The following is a 19,838-nucleotide window of genomic DNA, read 5'->3' as shown; positions in this document are numbered from 1 at the left end:
ATGCGTCAACAATTCAACCATTTAACAATTTAGCCTTCAGAAAAATCAACAATTGAATATGATCAACATACGAAGAGGAACGATAGACGACCTGCCGCAAGTGCATGCGCTGATCAAAGAGCTGGCTGTGTATGAAAAGGCGCCGGATGAAGTGACCAACACTGTGGAGGACATGAAGTGGGACGGCTTTGGCGAGAATCCGATTTTTAAGTTCTTCGTGGCCGAAGGTGAAGAGGGTATTATAGGTATAGCCTTGTACTACATTGGTTATTCCACGTGGAAAGGGAAGATGCTTTTCCTGGAAGACCTGATTGTGACCGAGCGCCTGCGACGCGGCGGCATCGGTAAAATGCTGTTCAACGCCGTTGCTCGCGAAGCCAAAGAGATTGGTGCCAAACGCATGAGGTGGCAGGTGCTGGACTGGAACGAACCTGCCATTGGGTTCTACAAAAAAATAGGAGCCGACATAAGCAGCGAGTGGTTCAACTGTACCTTCAACGAAGAACAGATCAAGACCTACACCACCGACTAATGCTTTTTTAGAGTAGCTATACCTGGTTATAAGTATAATCACAGCCGGTTGAGCGGTGCTATACCTTGTGCCGATTCGCTGATCACGCCTATAAAAGAACAGGCCCCTGCTATACCTGAGCAGGGGCCTGTTCTTTTATCGGCAGTATCCGGTTATTGTGCTTTCTCCACGTCCCGGCCTACGATCTCGAGCAAAGAGCGGAAGGCCACAAACTTCTCGGGATAGCGCTCCTGTACTTTCGCCTGCAGGGCAGGGGCATGGTCGCGCTGGTATTCTTCCAGGTCTTCGAGGTTGCGGCAGGTATACTGCACGGCATAGGTCGTGCCGCCGTTGTCCTCCTCGTGCAACAGGCGGGCAATCTGGTTGTTCAGGAAATAGCCAGTGGCCATCACCTCTGGTATGTGCGTGCTCTTCATCCAGTCCAGCCACTCCTCGGCCACACTGTTGTCGATGTTGATAGTTACGTTGTAGATAATCATACTCAAAATTACGAATTCAATAGGTATAAGTCCGGTATAGGCTTTAGAAATTGTGAGAAAGACGGAAGTTAAAAGGATAAAGGACTGTTTGACAAAATACAAAGGACGGTTAAGCTATATCTAAGCAAAGGCGCTGTACCTGCTATTCTTTAACGGACACCGCGTTTCTATGCATGGCACAAAGCTTCCTCCTTCTTATTTAAATCCTTTGTCTTTTGTCACTTAGTCCTTTGTCAAAAAACTACAGTGGCTCCATATAATCCAGGTCTTTGCCATAAGTCTCAGCCAGTGTCAGGATAGATACTACGGCGACGGCCAGACAGAGCACCCCGAGCAGGAGCGCGCCCGGCACCAGGCCTACTCCGTCTTTCAGGTAGGTAAAGGCAATGGTGAGCGGCACCACAGCGCCTCGCACAAAGTTAGGCACCGTGGTCGTGACGGTGGCCCGGATGTTGGTGCCAAACTGCTCGGCCGCGATGGTCACAAACACCGCCCAGTAACCCCCGGCGAAGCCCAGCGCCACGCACAAGGTATAGAACATGGTCAGGCTGAAATTGCGCCCCAGCAGGTATACGCCAATAAAAATGCCGGTGAGCAGCAGAAAGCCCAGCACCACGTTGCGGCGGCTCCGGAAACGCTGACTTAAAAAGCCGCTGGCAAAGTCACCGAAGACCAGGCCCAGGTAGCAGAACGAGACCGCCCGCGCCGCAGAAACGGTGTCTTTCACGCCGAGTGCTACCCCAAACTCAGGCGAGAAAGTGATCAGGATGCCTACTATGTACCAGATCGGCACGCCGATGAGGATGCACTTGAGGTACTTCCAGAAGCGCTGGGCATTGGTGAAGAGCGATAGGAAATTGCCACGCGTCACGCTGGTCTGCTTCAGGTTATTGAACATACCCGACTCGTATACCCCTACCCGCAGCAGGAGCAGCAGCATGCCCAGTCCGCCGCCAATAAAGTAAGCGGTGCGCCAGCCAAAGTACTCGCCCACGATGCCGGCCAGGATAGCCCCTGAGATGCCGATCGTCGCCACCACCATGGTGCCATAGCCGCGCTTCTCCTTGGGCAGCACCTCCGATACCAGCGTGATTCCCGCACCCAACTCACCGGCCAGGCCTACCCCCGCCACGAAGCGCAACACGGCATACATGGGGATGGTCGTCACAAAGCCGTTCAGAATGTTGGCCAGCGAGTACAGGAAAATGGAACCGAAGAGCACCGACAGTCGCCCCTTTTTGTCCCCCAGCACACCCCAGGCGATGCCGCCGAGCAGCATGCCGGCCATCTGCATGTTGAGCAGCATCACGCCATCTTCCAGCAGGGCCGTCGGGTCTGTCACGCCCAGCGACTGCAGGCTGGGGATGCGCACGATGCTGAACAGCACCAAATCGTAGATGTCTACGAAATAACCGAGGGCCGCCACAATCACAGAGGCGTTGAGCAGGTAATGCTTTTGTGGGGAAGTCTGTATTGTAGACATAAGTTTCAGGGGATGACAACATTAAATATAGCGTTTTGCTGATAATGTGGAAAGAGTCCGCAAAAAGGCTGTAAAATTTTGATGATTTCTGTTAGTTTAGGGCAGGAAACTCAACCAGACACAAACATGCAAGACATCGGCAAGAAATTGAATCTGAAATCGGGATGGCAGGTACTGGTGCTCAACGCGCCTACAGGTATAGCCGAAGCACTGCAGGCACAAGGTATGGAAGTGCACCCTACGCCAGCCGCAGGTATAGCCTATGATGCCGTACAGGTGTTTGCTACCGATAGCCGTGAGCTGAACTACTACGTGCCGATGGCAGAGCCCACCCTGAAACGAAACGGTGTTTTGTGGGTGGCCTATCCCAAAAAATCGTCCGGAATAAAGTCGGACCTGAACCGGGACAGTGGCTGGGAAGCGATAACGGGCCTGGGTTACGTGCCGGTGAGGCAAGTGGCGATAGATGAAACCTGGTCTTCGCTCCGCTTCAAGCACGAATCCGAAAGAAGCGCACCGTCGAAGTTTGGGGTTGATGCGCCGGGTATAGACCGCAAGATCAGGACCGTGGAAATACCGCAGGATCTGCGTGAAGCACTGGAGTCAGCGGGTTTGCTGGAGACATTTGAAAAGCTGGCCTTCACACACCGTAAAGAACACGTGCTGGCCGTACAGGATGCGAAGCGCCCCGAAACAAGGGCCAGACGCATCGGCAAAACCATCGAGATGCTGATGGGACAGCAACTACTCGGCCGCTAGGTATAGGTATAGCGAGGCCTTTCAAGCTTGATCCCCTACCAGACTGCCCAGGCAGCCCAAAGGTATAGGTAGCTCTAAAAAACAAAAGACCGCAGCGGGCTATACCTGCTGCGGTCTTTTGTATGCTCTAACGTGCAAGCGCTTAGTTTCCTACAATCACATTAAAACTCACGTCCACGTCGGTTTCGCCGGCTGTGGTGTTGGTGCCTGTTTTGAGGCCGCCCGGCTGGTGTTTCAGCACGACTTTCAGCTTACCATTGCCTGTCCCTGCACCAGTTGTCACCGTCGACTCCAGCCCGAGAGGGCGGTTGTTCTGGTCTGTGTCCGTGACGGCTACATTTACCGTCGCATTGCTGCCTGCATCCGGCGTGAAGGTATACACGAGCAAGTGCTCATCGCGCTCATTGCGAATCTCAGCTGTCATATCAGCCACGGGATTCTTGCTCTCGTCGGACATAGTCACCACGGCAGTGTATTCGGTGCCCGGGCGAAGTGTAAGCGGTGCGTTCTGTACCGGCGTTCCGCTCAGCGTGCTGATGGTGGCTTCCGCATTCTGGCCCTTGCCTGTTGGCGTCAGCGAGATCGTGACAGCCGTAATCACCTCCTGCTCTTCATCCGGACCCGGATCATCATCGTCTTTGCAGGCCGAGAAAGTGAGCAAGGTGCCCATCAGCAGAAAAGTGAGGTATGGTCTGAATAGTTTGTTCATACAGTTTTAGTTTCGTGATGGTGCTTCCGTTGTTTGATCAATCTGTCAAATATAGTGTTTTATTCAGAAGATGGTGTGCCTCGCGTGCTAACGCTGTGGTCTGCTTCAGAGCAAGCGGATTTACGTGCGGCACTATCATGTGGTTTCTAACGGAAGATTTAGCAAAAAAGTCTTCTTTTTGAGGCGCATTTACCGGTTTAAAAGGCCCTAATAAAAAGGGGCGCCGACTGGCGCCCCTTTTCTTGATACACAGTAAGCTTACTGCACGGTGGTGTCGAAGGTGATGTCCACATCCGTCTCGCCGGTGTTCTCGTTGCTGGTGCTGCTCTTGGTGCCCGGCTGGTGCTTTAGCATGATGCGCAACTTGCCTTGGACGGCCGCAGTGGTGGTAGCCGTTGTCTCCAGACCAATAGGGCGGCCGTTCGCGTCTTTGTCAGTTTTGGTGAAAGTTACCAGACCCTGTGGATTTGCAAAATAGAAGAGCTCGTGCGCAGTACCCTCTGCCCGAATATCAGCCGTCAGGTCGTGCGCGTGGTGATGGTCGTCGTGCGCCTCTTCGGATGCGAAGCTGATAGAGCCGGTATAGGTGGTGTTGGCGCTAAGCACCAGTTGATCTATCTCCGGAGCCTTGCCGCCCGGGCCGTCCAGGTCTTCCCAAGTGGCTGTCACTGGCTGTCCGCCGTTGCTAGGTGTCAGCGTCAGGGTCACGGTTGTTACCACATCATGCTCATGGTCTGGCTCCGGATCTTCTTCGTCTTTGCAAGCAGAAAAAGTGAGTAAGCTGCCCATGAACAGGAATGCGAGGTATGGTCTGAATGATTTTTTCATGATAAATAAACTGTTTTCGGTTTAATTAATTGATTTCTAAAAAGGAAAAGTGACTACAACGGCACCTTGATGCGGAACATGATCATGCGGCCCATCTCGTCAGCAAAGTAGCGGAGACGATTCTGATAATCGCGGTAGCTGGTGTTGAGCAGGTTGCTGCCCACAATGCCAAGCTCCACCTGTTGCTTCCCAAACTGCAGTTGGGTGCCCGCCTCAGCATGCAATAGAAAGTAAGCGTCAGGTGCCGCTAAAACAGGGTCTGACTGCGCATCAGAACGGCCCTGGCGACCCACGTACAATCCCCCGAGCGCCAGGTAGCTGTCCGAAAGTCGGGAAGCAGTCCCGTTCTCGAAGCTGTAGCGGAGGGTGTTGTCGGTGCGGCCAGGCGTAATGAAGGGCAGGTAACTGTCTGTTTCGCGGTTCTTGGCATATACCAGCGATGTTTTATTGTTCAGCGTCAGCCGGTTGGTCAGCGCGTAGTCGAAGTTGAGGTCCGCTCCCCAGAAACGGGCATCGGCCTGTCTATACTCGGCCTGCAGGAAGGCGCCGCCTATACCCAGGGCATAGTCCGGCAGTATCTGCAGGTAAATGTAATTGTTGATGGTGTTGTAATAGAGACTAAGCTCTCCGTTCAGGCGGAGGTTAGAATGGTAGTTCAGCGTGGCCATGGTGTTCACAGCGTCTTCCGACACCAGCTCCGGGTTGCCGCGCTCAAAAGAGGCCGCACTGTTGTGCAGGCCATTGGCGAACAACTCGTAAGCGTGCGGTGCGCGGGAAGCATAGCCCACATTGGCGCTCAACGTGAAGTGATAGCCCAAATCATACAGGGCGCCGAAGCTGCCGGAAAAGTTGTGGAAGGTATAGGACGGGCGCAGCACGCCCTCCGTACGGTTCCATCGCTTGATGTCGAGCGACTTGTTGTCGTAGCGGATGCCGGCCTCCAGCTGCAGGTTGTCCTTTCGCCATTTCTCCGAAGCAAAAGCTCCGATGGTGGTATTGATGAAGTAAGGCAGCAGGGGCCTGGTGCCATTGGCGTAGGAGTTGTTCTGCCAGATGGTAGAAACTCCTATGCTTCCGGAGAGGTTGGCGATTGGCTTATGCTCCCATACCAGCTCGGTCGTGTGTGTCTGCAGGTCCAGGTCCAGCTGCGGACGATCGCCGGTGTTGCGATGGCGGTCGTACTCCTGCCGCACGTTTTGCTGCAGTCCGTACGTGAACTGCAACTCGCCTACCTCGCCTGTCTGGTAGAAAGCTTTGGCCTTGAGCAGGTGGTGCGTCACATCCTGGTAAGGGCGGGCGATGGTATAGGTAAAGCTGCCCGTCTCCTCCGGCCGCTCCCGCCCAATGGCGTTTTCCAGATCGGTCAGGTTGCCGATGTGCGCCGACGACAGGAAGCCCAGCTTGGTGTGGAAGTAGCTGTAATACAGCTCCGCCCCGAAGCGCTGCCGCTTATAACCCAGCGTAGCCGCCAGGTTCTGCTCCTCAAAGCCCGTGTTGTTCAAGGTATACCTGGGAGCTTGCGCACTTCCCGCCTTCTTCACAGAGGTATGGAGTCGCCAGCTCAGGGGCAGCTGCCGTAGTTTGCCTTCTGCCATACCGGCCACGGTGCCCATGCGGTTGTTGGTGCTGCCGATCAGGGCAATTTCGCCGCGTATACCTGCCGAGTCCGGGAGCGCGTTGGGCTCTACCAGCACGATGCCGCCAATAGCGTCAGAGCCATAGCGCACGCCAGCCGCGCCCTTGATCACCCGCATCTGCTGGGCGTTCAGCGGGTCGATTTCCGGGGCGTGCTCGTTGCCCCACTGCTGAGACTCGTGCCGCACACCGTTGTTCATGATCACCACGCGGTTACCAAACAAGCCGTGGATCACAGGCTTGGAGACGGTAGGGCCGGTTTGCACCGAGCTCACCCCGGTCAGCTTTTTCAGCGACTCGCCCAAGGAGAGCCCACGGGTTTCCGCCAGCTCGCGCCCCTGGAGCGTTTCGGTGGCCTGCGCCTGCTCCTGCAAGCGGCTGCCAGTAATCTCAACCGCCTTCAACTGCTGCGCATCGGCGTGCAGCGACAGGTTGCGCACCGTCGAAGAGACCATCCGGAAGCCGGAGGTCAGCGGCTCATAGCCCACGTAGCTCACCTTTAAGGTATAGCTCCCGCGGCACAGGTGGTGAAAATGGTAGTTGCCGTACTCGTCCGACAGGGTGCCGCGCTGCAGCTCTTCTATGTAAATAGTCGCGCCGATCAGTGGCTCCCGTGTATCGTGGTCCAGCACCTTGCCCGAAAGCGTCAGGCCGCAGTCCTGCTCCGGCTCTTCGCCGTCGAGGTGTAGCTGCTCCTGCGCCATGGCCACCGGGGCTACCAGCAACAGCTGCCACAACAGCACTAATATGAATTTAGCTCTGAACACAGTGTGTGTAAAATTTAGGTATAAGGTATAGGCTACAGCCTGCTGCGCATTTGCTCAGCTAAAGCAAACACAGGTATAGGTATAGCCATCATGCCAGGAAATAAGTACAGGATACCAGCAAGCAGCACCCTACGCCACACTTGGGCAGCAGGTATGCAAAACTGATAGACCAGTCAGGTAACAGATGTCGGGAGAGGCGACAGGCTGTAGGACTGGAAAAAGCAGGGAAGGTTTAGCCCAGCGTGGGCGGGCCCCGGAGGCTGAGGCGGGCAAAGGAGTGAAAAGCCGGGTACTGGGTATAGCGCACCGCATACTCGGCAACCATAATAGGAGCCCGGAAGGTATAGACTGCGGAGGCACTTTGGTAAGGTGCTCCGAACAGGTCTTCTACCGAACAGTGTGTGTGCTTTTTCTCGACATGCGCGTTTTTCTGGTCGCCCGGGTGGCTGTGCTCTGTGTGGGCATGGCTGTGCAGGCTGAGCAGCAGCTGGTCCGGCACCATGGCGCGCGTGAACAGCAGCAGCAGAAAGAGGGCGATATATGTCGTGAAACGGTACACCTACAGTCGGTCAATCAAAACAAAGTTAATCGTTTTTTAAACATTATGGCGATGACCGGCAAACAATTTACCGAATAAAGGCTCAACCAGCCACATGATGGCGCGGAAGAATCATGCCAAAACAACAAGTTTTATACCTGTGTGTTGCTTAACGTAGCAGGTATAACAGATGTTTTCTGACAACCTGTCACGAACGAGCGACTGCTATACCTGTGGAACAGGATTTGAAAGCGCTTGCACGGACAGGCCCCTGCCCAATGGTATTTCCTGAAGGAGTGCTGCGTTTAGTTTATCGGAGCGACAATGTCCGGAAGCAATGCCTGATAGAAAGTCGCAGCCTTGAAGCCCGGAAAAGGGAGCAGGTATAGCGGACTTATTTGGTCGGCCTTGGATTTCGCTTGAAGGCTGGGACGACGTAAGCTGGAATCAGTGGCTTTCCCGGTCACCTTCGGATCTTCCTGTAGGCCGGAACGAGAAAGACGCGGTATAAAGGGCTTGCCTGTAACAGATACATCACTTATTAAAAGATAGATTTTAAAAGTATAGTACATGGAAGAAAGAGGTAATATTTCGATTCACACCGAAAACATTTTCCCGATTATCAAGAAGTTCCTTTACTCCGATCACGAGATTTTTCTGCGTGAGCTGGTGAGTAATGCCGTGGACGCCACTCAGAAAATGAAGCGCTTGTCTTCTATAGGAGAGTACAAAGGTGACTTGGGTGAGCTGAAAGTGACGGTGAAAGTGGACAAAGACGCCAAGACCATCACGATCTCTGACAACGGCATCGGTATGACGGCCGAGGAGATCAAAAAGTACATCAACCAGATCGCTTTCTCGGGTGCCACGGAGTTTGTGGAGCGCTACAAGGATGCCTCTGCTGACAAGGATCAGATTATCGGTCAGTTTGGTTTGGGCTTCTACTCTGCGTTTATGGTGGCTGAGCGCGTGGAGATCGTGACGAAGTCTTACCAGGAGGGTGCTGCACCTGCTCGTTGGGAGTGCGATGGCAGCACGGAGTTCACGATCACGACGGCCGAGCGTGCCGAGCGTGGCACGGACGTAATCCTGCACATTGCCCAGGACTCGGAGGAGTTTCTGGAAGTGGCCCGCATCCGCACCATCCTCGACAAATACTGCAAGTTCCTGCCGGTGCCGGTTGAGTTTGAAGGCGACACCATCAACAACCCGAACCCGATCTGGACGAAGCAGCCATCTGAGCTGACCGACGAGGATTACAAGAACTTCTATAAGGAGCTATACCCGTTCTCCGAGGCGCCGCTGTTCTGGATTCACCTCAACGTGGACTATCCGTTCAACCTGACCGGTATCCTCTACTTCCCGAAACTGAAGAACGACTTTGAGATCCAGCGTAACAAGATCCAGCTCTACTCCCGCCAGGTGTTCATCACCGACGAAGTGAAAGACGTGGTGCCGGAGTTCCTGATGCTGCTGCACGGTGTGATCGACTCGCCAGACATCCCGCTCAACGTGAGCCGCTCTTTCCTGCAGGCTGATTCCAACGTGAAGAAGATCAACACCTACATCACCAAAAAGGTAGCCGACAAGCTGAACGACATCTTCAAGAAGGACAGACCAACGTTTGAGACCAACTGGGAGGATATCAACGTGTTCATCAAGTACGGCATGCTGAGCGATGACAAGTTCTATGAAAAAGCGAAGGACTTCGTGCTGGTGCAGAACACCGAAGGCAAGTACTATACCTTAGAGGAGTACAAGGAATTTACGCAGGCCAACCAGACTGACAAGAACGGCCAGCTGGTGATGCTTTACACCACCGACGCCGACAAGCAGCACGCCTTCGTGGAGGCCGCTCAGAACCGCTCTTACGACGTGCTCAAGCTCGACTCCATCATCGACAGCCACTTCATCGGCATGTTGGAGCAGAAGCTCGAGAAGACTAGCCTGAAGCGCGTGGACTCTGAGACAATCGGTAAGCTGATCGAGAAAGACGAAGCCAAGGACAGTGTGCTGAACGATACGGAGAAGGAAGACCTGAAAAAGATCTACGAGGCGGCCATCAACAACCAGAACATGCAGGTAGAGGTAGCGCCAATGGCGCCGGACGACGCACCGGTAATCATCACCCTGCCAGAGTTTATGCGCCGCATGAAGGACATGAGCAAGACTGGCGGTGGTGGAATGATGTTCATGGGCAACATGCCGGACACCTACAACGTGACCATCAACGCGAACCACAGCATCAACCAGCGCATCCTCAAAGCCAAGGACGACAACAAGGAGCGCATCGCCCGTCAGGCCTTCGATCTGGCGCTGCTGTCGCAGAACATGCTATCCGGTTCGGCCCTTACCGCCTTCGTAAAGCGCAGCGTGGACCTGATCGGCAAAGAATAACAGTACTTTTCATAATTACACTTAACAGTAAAAAGCGGCGCCCGGCTGGGTGTCGCTTTTTGTTTTGAGGGGCTTTGGGTGAACTAAGGCGACGGGCTTAAAGTTATAGGGGCTATACCTGCAAGGCCGGTTCTTGGCAGGTATATGATTTATCTGCATATTTACGTTACCTTAAAACAAGGTATAGCTTTTTGGAAACAACAGAGGCTCATTTATCTGAACGAAAACATATGAGGCACACGCTCTATCTTGTCGGGTTTGTTTTGTCTGTGGTGCTGGGTGTGGCTGCCTGTAAGCCCCGTGTCTACAACAGCGACTACAACCTGAGCCGGAACGCCGAAAAACAGAGCGCCAAAGCCGGGGCCATCGCGCTGGCCGATACCGCCAAGCCTATCGTGCAGGTAGGTGATTCGTCGGATATAGAAGAAAAGCAGCCCAAAAAGCGCAAGAAGAAAGCCGACAAACGCTACTTCATGGGCGACAGAGTGGCCCGCGGCTTTGTGAAGACAGGTGCCCGTGGCCCCCGCGAGGTGATCGAGACCTTCAGTTACCTGGTCGAGTTCCAGCAGCCAGACCCCTACGCACCTGAGAAATACTACTACGATACCAAACGTCGCAAACTCTACAAAACCCGCAGCGAACTCAACCCCGACCAGCACAAAGTACTGCACGGCCCTTACAAAAAAGAGCAGGCCGGCGAGGTGATCGAAGAAGGTTACTTTTATGTCGGTACCAAGCACCTGCGCTGGGAGCGCTACAACCGCGAGGGCATACTGCTAGCCAAGGAACACTTCGAGAAGGGTTTTCTGCGCGATGCCGTGGTGAAGTACTACAATGGCACCAAAAAGATAAAAGAAGTGATACCCTATGCCTACGGGGAAGTACAAGGCACGTACTATCGCTTCTACGAAAACGGGCAGCTTGAGTGGATGGGGCAGTACCAAAAGGGGCGCAAAGTAGGCCTTTGGGTGAAGCACTTCGATTTCAGGGCCCGCCGCCAGTACGAGTACCAGTACCCTAAAACCCCCTACGAGCCAAAGGCAGAGCCAGTGCTGGTGAAGCAGTACGACCGCCACGGCACCCTCATATACGAGAAAGACAAGCTGGACAAGCGGGCTTCGAGCCGCTAATGAAAAGCGTCCTCGATGTGGAATAGCTCCGGCGGGTTGCTCATCGTGACGGCGATGATGTCGAAGCGGATGTCTTCCTGCCAGCCAATCTTTAGGATATAAGCATCGGCCGCATTGAGGATCATGCGCTGCTTGCGGCGGTTCACAAACTCCTCCGGATAGCCAAATTCGTCGTTGGTTCGGGTTTTCACTTCCACAAACACCAGCACTCCGTTCTGGCGGGCAATGATGTCGAGCTCGGCTTTGCCCATGCGCAGGTTGCGTTGCAGAATGCGGTAGCCTTTCTGGTACAGCAGTTCGCAGGCCAGGTCTTCGCCGTTGGCGCCGGTAGAGAGATGGGATGCTTGCGGAGTCGTCATAAGAGACTTAAACTTATATTGGCGGCAGTCGGTTTTATCTGTAGCTGGTGCGGCTGTTGTTTGCGTATGCCCGCACACGGCCGTATCTTTGTCTAAAATTAAGGGTATAGCCGCTCGGCCGGCATAACGAACAGTCATACGCTATACCTGACAAGAAGGGAGAAAAGACGTGTCACAGAACAAGACCATACAATTTGAGCACCTGGGGCTGATCGACTACAAAGAAGCCTGGGATTACCAGGACAAGCTCTTTACAGGTATACTGGACAGGAAGGCTCGCAACCGCACGGCAGCTCCCGAGGAGCAGGAAACGACGCCCAACTACTTGCTGTTCTGCTCGCACCCGCACGTCTATACCCTGGGTAAAAGCGGGCACGAGTCTAATCTGCTTATCAACGAAGAAGGCTTGAAAGCCAAGGGCGCCACCTTCTACAAGATCAACCGCGGCGGCGACATCACCTACCACGGCCCGGGGCAGATCGTCGGCTACCCGATCCTGGACCTGGACAACTTCTTTACCGACATCCACAAGTACCTGCGTTTTCTGGAAGAGGCGATTATCCTCACCCTGGCAGACTACGGGATAGAGGCCGGCCGTATACCTGGCCTTACGGGTGTGTGGCTGGACCACGTGGAACAAAAGAACCCGCGCAAGATCTGCGCCATGGGCGTGAAGTGCAGCCGCTGGGTTACCATGCACGGCTTTGCGTTCAACATCAACACCGACTTAGACTATTTTAATAACATCGTGCCCTGCGGCATTACCGATAAGCAGGTAACGTCGCTTGCCAAAGAGCTGGGCCGCGAATTGCCGATGGCCGAAGTGGAGGGAAAACTCCTGGGCCACCTGGCTACCCTTTTCGAGGCAAGCATTACAAAAGACTAAATGAAGAAGGATATAGATTTCACCCCGGTTCAGGGTGTGGCCGTGGCCATCGCTTACACAGGCGAGTCGCCGGAGGAGCGCACCTGGAACGTGTACCTGATCAACAACAACAACGTGCCGCTCGACAATGTGTTCGTTACCTCCAAGGGCTATGGCATGATAAAGGACGAGGAGGTGAAGACCTCCGTGCTGCGCCACATGTTTGAGCACGTGGAGGCCAAAAGCTTTGTGCAGGTAGAAGTGATCGACCCGTCGGTTTTCAAGCTCAACAACGAGTACTGGGTGAGCTATTACATCGACGGCAAGATCTACGACAAGCGCTTTGTGTTCGTGCCCGACTCGATCACCGATGAGCACCTCATCGACATCAGCATGCTGCAAATGCAGGGCGTGCTGCATTCTTAAGGTATAGCTACCCTAAATTTTCACCCTGACCGTGCATATCACCAACCGCATAAGGTATAGCTTCGGGCTGTTGCTGCTGCTTTTAGCACTGGCCGGGTCGCTGCAGGCCCAGGTGCTGCCGCTGGAGCAGAAGAACACCCTGAACGGCAACTGGCAGGTGTACGACGCCGGCTCCACTAATCTGGTGCCCTATGCCACCAACCTGCACGGCGGCTACAGTGCGGTACACCAATGGGTGACCATGGCGCCTGCCAAGCCCTTTGTGATCGAGTTTACGGCTCCCAAGGATCTGTGCCTTTTCCTGAACAACCAGCTCATCTTCACGGCAGACTCCACCTCTACCTATACCTTCGACCTGGCCACGTGGCACAATCGGGTTAAGCCGGTGAACGGGCGCTACCTGCTGTCGGTGTGGCATCCGTCGCAGCACCCCAATGTGGCCTCTTTCCGCAACCGCGTGCAGACAGAGCGGGCCGACAACGAAACGATGCAGGGGAGTTTCTCGGTGCGACTGCGGGAGTACGTCAACCAGAATGCGTTCATCATTTTCATGCTGCTGATCGGGCTGCTCTACGGTGGGCTCAAAACCACGTTCCCCTCCGACTTTCAGGCAGTGTTCGGGGCGCAGTCCTTCTGGCGCACAAGGTCGCTGGAAGAGGGCATTCTGGCCAAACCGCTTAGTACCTGGTCCAGTGTGCTCTTTATCGTGGCCTTCTCCATGTCCATGGCGCTGCTGATTGCGGCCATTCATACCAACGTGCAACACGTGCGCATCTTCAACCGCCTTTTTCCGGTGTCGGAGGCCGATATCACGACCAAGATATTATTCTATACCTTGCTGATCTTTGCGGTCGTCCTGTTAAAGTACTTTTTCCTGAAAGTAATGGGCTTTATCTTCGGACTGGAGGAGATCGTGCAGGTTCAATTCAGTGAGTTTCTGCGCTCTCTGCTGTTTCTGGGCCTCTTTTTGCCTGTGGTCATGCTGCTATACCTGTCGCTCAACCATGTGGCGCCCGACACCGTACTCACGGTTTCGAGCATGGCGGTGCTTTTGCTGCTGGTAATCACGGTTATTCGCGTGTTTGTGACAGTAAATAGGCAGACATCTGTGATAAATTTGCATTTATTTTCTTACCTTTGCGCCACAGAAGTGATTCCGCTGACCATTATGCTGAAGTTTATCGTGTTTAACTTTTAAAAACACAAAATAGACGGTTTCGGCAGAAGGCTAATATTATAAAAACAGACTTCCATACTCTATGGCTGAAAGTAAAGAAAAGGCTTGGGCAAATCCTGAAAGACACAAAATCCCGATCAGGAGCATACTCGTAACGCAACCACAGCCTACTACCGACAACTCGCCTTATCTCTCTATAGCAGAAAAATACGGGATTAAGGTAGATTTCAGGGCGTTTATCGAAGTAGAGCCTGTTTCCTTCAAGGAGTTCCGCAAAGACAAGGTGGACATCCTCGCGCACACCGCTGTGATCTTCACCAGCCGCAACGCCGTGGACCACTTTTTCAGAATTTGCCAGGAAAGCAAAATCGAGATGCCGGCTGACATGAAGTATTTCTGTATTTCGGATCAGACGGCCTACTACCTCCAGAAGTACATCACCCTGCGCAAGCGCAAGCTGTTTGTGGGTGAGAAAACGGCCAAGGACCTGTTCGAGGTGATCAAGAAGCACAAGAACGAGAACTTCCTGTACCCGTGCTCCAACATCCGCAAAGACGATATCCCGGGCTTCCTGAAAGCGAACAAGATCAAGCACACAGAAGCCATCATTTACAAAACGGTGGAGGCTGACCTGTCGGACCTGGACGATGTGACCTACGACTGCATCGCTTTCTTCAGCCCATCCGGTATCAGCTCGCTGTTCATCAACTTCCCGAACTTCAAGCAGAACAACACCCGCATAGCGGCTTTTGGGCCAACCACAGCCAAGGCAGTGCGCGATGCCGGCCTGGAGCTCGACATAGAGGCACCGATGCCGAATGCCCCTTCCATGACGGGAGCGATTGAGGTATACATCCAGAACCAGAAGAAATAGACGGAACCAGACAAAACAGTGAAACGCAAAAGCAAGTAGCGTCAACCATCTGCTTGCTTTTGCGTTTTACTGTTTAATATCTATATTTGGTTCAACGCTGGCCCACTAACGTCCAGTTCACGTTTGCTTAGCTGCAACAGTCTATGAAAAAGATTATACCTGCCGTTTTGCTGCTGTTTGTATGCCACCTGAATTCATGGGCGCAGCAGCAGCCTCAATTTACCCACTACGGTTTCAACGGCATGTATATCAGCCCGGCTTACGCAGGTATAACCAACCGTCCGGAAATCCAATCGATCTACCGCTACCAGTGGCTGAACTACGACGCTTCGTTCGACGATGGCGGTTCGCCACGCACCCTGCTCCTGACAGCCCATACTCCGGTGCGTCTTCTAAAGGGCGGTTTAGGCATCACCCTGATGCAGGACCAGATCGCCAACACCCGCATCCAGCAGGCGGCCATCTCCTACTCGTTTCACCTGAACGTGGGCGAGGGCAAGCTGGGCATTGGTCTGCAGAGCAATCTCAATAATATAAAGAAAGGTAGCTACCGCTTCATCGACGAAGGCGACCCGAACATTCCTTTTAACAGTTCCGACTCCAAATTCGACATGGGCGCGGGCGTGTGGTATGAGTCAGAGCAGTTCTATGCCGGTGCCGGCGTGACCAATTTGCTGGGCTCGAGCTACCAGTTTATGAACGTAGATAACACAGGAAGTGGCCGCGTGGTGGGCGAGAACCACCTATACCTGACGGGTGGCTATCATTTGCCCCTGACCAACCAGTTGGTACTTACTCCGACCGCCCTCTTAAAGCATGATACAGAGACCTTTTCGTTTGATGCAGGCGCCCGCATAACATTTGATGAAAAATATTGGGGCGGATTGAATTTTCGGCATCAGGAAGCTGTTAGTGCGCTTGTGGGTATAGCGATGTTGCAGGACAACGCGCTGCGAGTAGGATATGCATTAGATCTCACTACATTTAATAAAGAGGCCAAAGCCCCTACATCACACGAAGTGATGGTTTCCTATCGATTACCTGAGCCAGTTGTTCGGTTCAGGCCTCCAGTGCGAACCCCTCGCTATAATTTCACAAAATAAATATTCAGGATATTGTATTTATCGCTGAAAAGCAGTAATCTTGAAAAAATACACTTAAAATAAATTGTATGTGGTATAATATTCTTGATATTGTACCGTTTGTAAATTATTAATAAGTGAGAATTTTAATTGTTTTTGTTTTATTTCTAATTCTCAATATATTTGCTACACCAGAAATAGTGTGCATAAATAATTGCTAAAAAATTTACTTTTTCCAAAGTCATCATGAACAAACTATTAAAGCTGTCTTCCTTCGCTTTGGCGGTGGTACTGCTTGCGAGTTGTGGGTTAAGAAGAGGACCGCAAGGCGACCTGGTAGGCGCAGAGGATCGACCAGACTATAATCCACAGGCTGTACCTTACGGCATGGTTGCCTGCCCGGGCGGAACCTTCCATATGGGTCAGGCTGATCAGGATATTGCGGCAACTATGGCGAACCTGAACAAGCAGGTGACGATTGGTGGCTTCTATATGGACGAAACCGAGATTACGAACAACGAGTATCGCCAGTTTATCGAGGTAATGGTCAATGACTCGATCGATGTGCTGGGCGAAGATTTCGTGATGACGAGCCTGTATCCTGACACTACTGTTTGGGTGCGTGACTTCACTTACCACATGGGTGACCCCTTGATGGAATACTATTTCTCTCACCCGGCATTTGATGAATATCCGGTGGTGGGTGTAAACTGGTTTGCCGCCAAGTATTTCTCTGACTGGAGAACGAAGCATAAAAACCAGGCCAATGCTGACAACGGCATGGCGCCAATGCCACAGTTCCGTCTGCCTTCTGAGGCGGAGTGGGAGTACGCTGCAAGAGGCGGCCGCGACATGGCAACTTACCCATGGGGTGGTCCATACCTGCGCAATGCCAAAGGCTGTCTGCTGGCTAACTTCAAGCCTGGCCGTGGCGACTACTACAGCGATGGCTTTACCTACACAGCTCCTGTAGCCCAGTTCTTCCCGAACGACTTTGGTCTGTACGACATGGCAGGTAACGTAGCCGAGTGGTGCGAAGATGCTTACGCTGACGCTACTGTTCCGATTACCTGGGACTTGAACCCTGTTTATTATGATGACAACGAGCCGCGCAAAGTAGTAAGAGGCGGCTCTTGGAAAGATATTGCATACTTCCTCGAAACTGGTACCCGTAACTTCGAATATCAGGACTCAGCCAGATCATACATCGGCTTCCGCAACGCCATGATCTATCTTGGCCGCTCATCAGGCAGAGAGTTCAGATAAGCTTCAGAAGTATCCTTACAGTTAAAAACTAAACAATTTAATACCCAATCGTTCACATTTAATTTTTGAAAACAAAATGAGCAAAGCTAGAGGTCGCAGTTTCTTGTACGACGTGTTGATGCCCAAAGTCTATGGTCTAGGTGCCGCAGTCGTAATTATCGGAGCATTGTTTAAAATTCAGCACTGGCCAGGTGCCGACATCATGCTGATTGTAGGTCTTGGTACAGAGGCCGTTATCTTCGCGCTGAGTGCGTTTCAGCCACAGCCACACGATCCGGATTGGGCAAGAGTATACCCACAGCTGGCAGATGACTACACTGGTGAGGCGCTTATCCCGGCAACAGCTTCAAACAACTCTCCTTCTGTTACAAAAGAGCTTGACAAGATGATGCGTGACGCTGACATCACGCCAGCCACAATCAACTCACTGGGTCTTGGCCTGAACAGACTGAGCGAAACAGCTGCTCAAATGGCTGACCTGAGCCAGGCTACTGCTGCTACAAACGAGTATGGTCTGCGCGTGCAGGAGGCTGGAAATGAGCTGGGCCGCATCACACAGGCTTACGCTACAACAGCAGATGCACTTTCCAGAATGGCGGTTGCAGCTAACGATACTCAAGAGTATCACACACAAGTACAGAGCATGACAAGAAACTTAGGTGCTTTGAATGCTGTTTACGAAATGGAGCTTCAGGATGCTAACAACCACCTGAAGGCAATGAACAAGTTCTACGGAAACCTGAGCATGGCTATGGAAAACCTGACTGACGCCAGCAAAGACACTGAGCAGTTCAAGCAAGAGGTTTCTAAACTGACGCATAACCTACACTCACTCAACACAGTGTACGGTAACATGCTGACAGCCATGAAAGGTTAATTGCGCATCATTTCCTAAATCAACAAGAAAACAACAGTAACTAAGTAGAAAATGGCTGGAGGAAAAGAGACACCACGGCAGAAGATGATCGGTATGATGTACCTGGTACTGACCGCCCTTCTCGCCCTGCAAGTGAACTCTGCTATCCTGTTAAAGTTCCAGTTTATCGATGAAAGTCTTAAGGACGTTAACGATAAGACAATAACAGATAACAGCGGAGTTGTAACGAATATTAAATCCAAGGTCAGCGAAGGCGGTAACCGAGACAAAGACAAAACTGTTTTGGCGAGCGCTAACGCTGTTAGAAAAGAGACAAGTGAATTGGTGGAGTATATCCGCGGCCTTCGCAACACGCTGATTGAAAAAACAGGTGGAGAGAACGAAGATAAAACCGGCTATGCAAACCCAAGTGCTGAAGATCTGGTGGCTATCACCATGATTGGACCTGCTAGTGCTAAAAACGGTGCCGCTTACGAGTTGGAGCAGCGATTGAACAACTACGCGAAGTTCATGAAGCAGTATAACCCGAACATGCCGGACATTCTGGCCCGTGATGGTAAGACTGACCCAATGGCTGCCAAAGACCGTAGCCAGCGCAACAAAGACTTCGCTCAGCTGAACTTCGAAGCGACGCCACTGGTAGCTGCTTTGGCAACACTTTCTCAGAAGGAAGCTGAGATCCTAAAATACGAAGCAGACGCGCTGCAGAACCTGGCTCAAAGAGTAGGTGCTGACATCATCAAGTTCGAGAAGATCTTCGCGATGGCACGTGCTGAGTCTAAGACAGTAGCTGCCGGTACGAAGTACAAGGCGGACATGTTTATTGCCGCTTCTTCTGACGCGATCACGCCAAAAATGACGTTCCAGGGCAAGCCAATCAACGTAGTTGACGGTAAAGGCCAGATTGAATTCACAGCTGCTGCCAACAACTACGACGCGGATGGTAACTCTAAGCAGACTTGGAAAGGTCAGGTAATCATCGATAAGAACGGTGAGCAGGAAGTACTCGACGTGACAGAAGAGTACATTGTAGCAAAGCCGGTTATTCAGGTACAGTCAGCTGCGGTTCAGGCCCTATACCTGGGTTGCGCAAACGAGCTGAACGTACAGGTTCCTGCACTGGGTGCGGTATACGATCCTAGCTTCTCTGCAACAGGTGGTTCTGCCATCAAAGGTGCTAAGAAAGGTCAGGTAACGATCATCCCAACGACTACTGAGGTGAAGCTTAACGTAAGCAGCGGCGGCAACGCCATTGGTTCTGAAACATTCAAGGTTCGTCCGGTGCCAAGACCATCTCTGCAGACGGTAGTGAATGGCCGACCAGTAGATCAGAAGAGAGGTTTGCCAGCGCAAGGCATCAGAGCTGTGGAAATACAGGCGATCTCTGACGAAGGCTTCAAGCAATTTTTACCACAAGAAGCTCGTTATAGAGTAACGAAGTGGAGAGCGTTTCTCGTGAGAGGTTCTAACCCAGTAGACCAGGCTGAATTCTCTAGTCCAACTGGTGACTTGAGCCGTTTTGCCTCTAAAGCTTCCAAAGGCGACCGTGTTACGATCGAAGTAATGGAAGTGAAGCGTCTGAACTACCAGGGAAATCCTGTTGACGCTAAGCCAACTGGCGACGGTATCTTCACCATCCCACTTAACTAATTAAG

The 19,838-nt window shown here is 52.5% G+C and carries 19 protein-coding genes; 12 read left to right on the top strand and 7 right to left on the bottom strand.

The window, feature by feature from the left end; translation table 11 throughout:
* Positions 1 to 58 precede the first annotated feature (58 nt).
* Positions 59 to 532, top strand: coding sequence for a GNAT family N-acetyltransferase (locus tag B0B12_RS09065; protein ID WP_076668075.1), 474 nt, complete (start codon positions 59 to 61; stop codon positions 530 to 532).
* A gap of 152 nt (positions 533 to 684) precedes the next feature.
* Here B0B12_RS09065 and B0B12_RS09060 read toward each other — a convergent pair whose 3' ends face one another.
* Together B0B12_RS09060 and B0B12_RS09055 are read right to left on the bottom strand one after the other, a co-directional pair.
* A complete protein-coding gene (locus tag B0B12_RS09060) occupies positions 685 to 1,011 on the bottom strand; it encodes a DUF4286 family protein (protein WP_076668072.1) in 327 nt (108 codons plus the stop codon).
* Positions 1,012 to 1,252: 241 nt separating this feature from the next.
* Complete coding sequence (locus B0B12_RS09055; protein WP_076668070.1) at positions 1,253 to 2,494, bottom strand: MFS transporter; 1,242 nt, start codon at positions 2,492 to 2,494, stop codon at positions 1,253 to 1,255.
* 126 nt (positions 2,495 to 2,620) lie between these two features.
* Here B0B12_RS09055 and B0B12_RS09050 point away from each other — a divergent pair, with 126 nt between their 5' ends.
* Complete coding sequence (locus B0B12_RS09050) at positions 2,621 to 3,253, top strand: YdeI/OmpD-associated family protein (protein ID WP_076668068.1); 633 nt, start codon at positions 2,621 to 2,623, stop codon at positions 3,251 to 3,253.
* 142 nt (positions 3,254 to 3,395) lie between these two features.
* Here B0B12_RS09050 and B0B12_RS09045 read toward each other — a convergent pair whose 3' ends face one another.
* The 4 genes from B0B12_RS09045 to B0B12_RS09030 all read right to left on the bottom strand — a co-directional run bounded on the left by B0B12_RS09045 (position 3,396) and on the right by B0B12_RS09030 (position 7,751).
* Positions 3,396 to 3,962 (bottom strand): hypothetical protein, encoded by a 567-nt coding sequence (locus B0B12_RS09045; protein ID WP_076668066.1) that lies wholly within the window; start codon positions 3,960 to 3,962, stop codon positions 3,396 to 3,398.
* Between the two features lie 258 nt (positions 3,963 to 4,220).
* Positions 4,221 to 4,790 (bottom strand): hypothetical protein, encoded by a 570-nt coding sequence (locus B0B12_RS09040; RefSeq protein ID WP_076668064.1) that lies wholly within the window; start codon positions 4,788 to 4,790, stop codon positions 4,221 to 4,223.
* Positions 4,791 to 4,843: 53 nt separating this feature from the next.
* Complete coding sequence (locus B0B12_RS09035) at positions 4,844 to 7,192, bottom strand: TonB-dependent receptor (protein ID WP_076668061.1); 2,349 nt, start codon at positions 7,190 to 7,192, stop codon at positions 4,844 to 4,846.
* Between the two features lie 232 nt (positions 7,193 to 7,424).
* A complete protein-coding gene (locus tag B0B12_RS09030) occupies positions 7,425 to 7,751 on the bottom strand; it encodes a hypothetical protein (protein WP_076668059.1) in 327 nt (108 codons plus the stop codon).
* Between the two features lie 549 nt (positions 7,752 to 8,300).
* Here B0B12_RS09030 and htpG point away from each other — a divergent pair.
* Together htpG and B0B12_RS09015 are read left to right on the top strand one after the other, a co-directional pair.
* Entirely contained in the window at positions 8,301 to 10,127 is a 1,827-nt protein-coding gene (htpG, locus tag B0B12_RS09020) for a molecular chaperone HtpG (protein ID WP_076668054.1), read from the top strand.
* A gap of 230 nt (positions 10,128 to 10,357) precedes the next feature.
* Positions 10,358 to 11,257 carry a toxin-antitoxin system YwqK family antitoxin gene (locus B0B12_RS09015; RefSeq protein WP_076668052.1) on the top strand — a complete coding sequence of 300 codons (900 nt, stop codon included), beginning with the start codon at positions 10,358 to 10,360 and terminating at the stop codon, positions 11,255 to 11,257.
* Here B0B12_RS09015 and B0B12_RS09010 read toward each other — a convergent pair.
* A complete protein-coding gene (locus B0B12_RS09010) occupies positions 11,254 to 11,616 on the bottom strand; it encodes a YraN family protein (protein WP_076668049.1) in 363 nt (120 codons plus the stop codon). The two genes, B0B12_RS09015 and B0B12_RS09010, sit on opposite strands and share 4 nt — an antisense overlap.
* A gap of 169 nt (positions 11,617 to 11,785) precedes the next feature.
* On the opposite strand from B0B12_RS09010, the gene lipB reads away from it, so the two are divergent.
* From lipB to porM, 8 genes are all read left to right on the top strand, one after another.
* A complete protein-coding gene (gene lipB / locus B0B12_RS09005; RefSeq protein WP_076668046.1) occupies positions 11,786 to 12,502 on the top strand; it encodes a lipoyl(octanoyl) transferase LipB in 717 nt (238 codons plus the stop codon).
* Positions 12,503 to 12,907, top strand: coding sequence for a hypothetical protein (locus B0B12_RS09000; RefSeq protein ID WP_076668044.1), 405 nt, complete (start codon positions 12,503 to 12,505; stop codon positions 12,905 to 12,907).
* Positions 12,908 to 12,938: 31 nt separating this feature from the next.
* On the top strand, positions 12,939 to 14,105 hold the full coding sequence (locus B0B12_RS08995) for a DUF4271 domain-containing protein (RefSeq protein ID WP_244554655.1): 1,167 nt from the start codon (positions 12,939 to 12,941) through the stop codon (positions 14,103 to 14,105).
* 61 nt (positions 14,106 to 14,166) lie between these two features.
* Positions 14,167 to 14,958 carry a uroporphyrinogen-III synthase gene (locus tag B0B12_RS08990; RefSeq protein ID WP_076668041.1) on the top strand — a complete coding sequence of 264 codons (792 nt, stop codon included), beginning with the start codon at positions 14,167 to 14,169 and terminating at the stop codon, positions 14,956 to 14,958.
* A gap of 143 nt (positions 14,959 to 15,101) precedes the next feature.
* Entirely contained in the window at positions 15,102 to 16,061 is a 960-nt protein-coding gene (locus tag B0B12_RS08985) for a PorP/SprF family type IX secretion system membrane protein (protein ID WP_076668036.1), read from the top strand.
* A gap of 225 nt (positions 16,062 to 16,286) precedes the next feature.
* On the top strand, positions 16,287 to 17,306 hold the full coding sequence (gene porK, locus B0B12_RS08980) for a T9SS ring complex lipoprotein PorK/GldK (RefSeq protein WP_076668034.1): 1,020 nt from the start codon (positions 16,287 to 16,289) through the stop codon (positions 17,304 to 17,306).
* Between the two features lie 76 nt (positions 17,307 to 17,382).
* Positions 17,383 to 18,183, top strand: coding sequence for a type IX secretion system motor protein PorL/GldL (gene porL / locus B0B12_RS08975; protein ID WP_076668031.1), 801 nt, complete (start codon positions 17,383 to 17,385; stop codon positions 18,181 to 18,183).
* A gap of 51 nt (positions 18,184 to 18,234) precedes the next feature.
* Complete coding sequence (porM, locus tag B0B12_RS08970; protein WP_076668028.1) at positions 18,235 to 19,833, top strand: type IX secretion system motor protein PorM/GldM; 1,599 nt, start codon at positions 18,235 to 18,237, stop codon at positions 19,831 to 19,833.
* Positions 19,834 to 19,838: the final 5 nt, after the last annotated feature.

It is taken from the genome of Pontibacter indicus (genome assembly GCF_900156345.1).
GTDB classification, from domain to species: domain Bacteria; phylum Bacteroidota; class Bacteroidia; order Cytophagales; family Hymenobacteraceae; genus Pontibacter; species Pontibacter indicus.
This window is presented reverse-complemented; position numbering and strand designations above follow the sequence as displayed.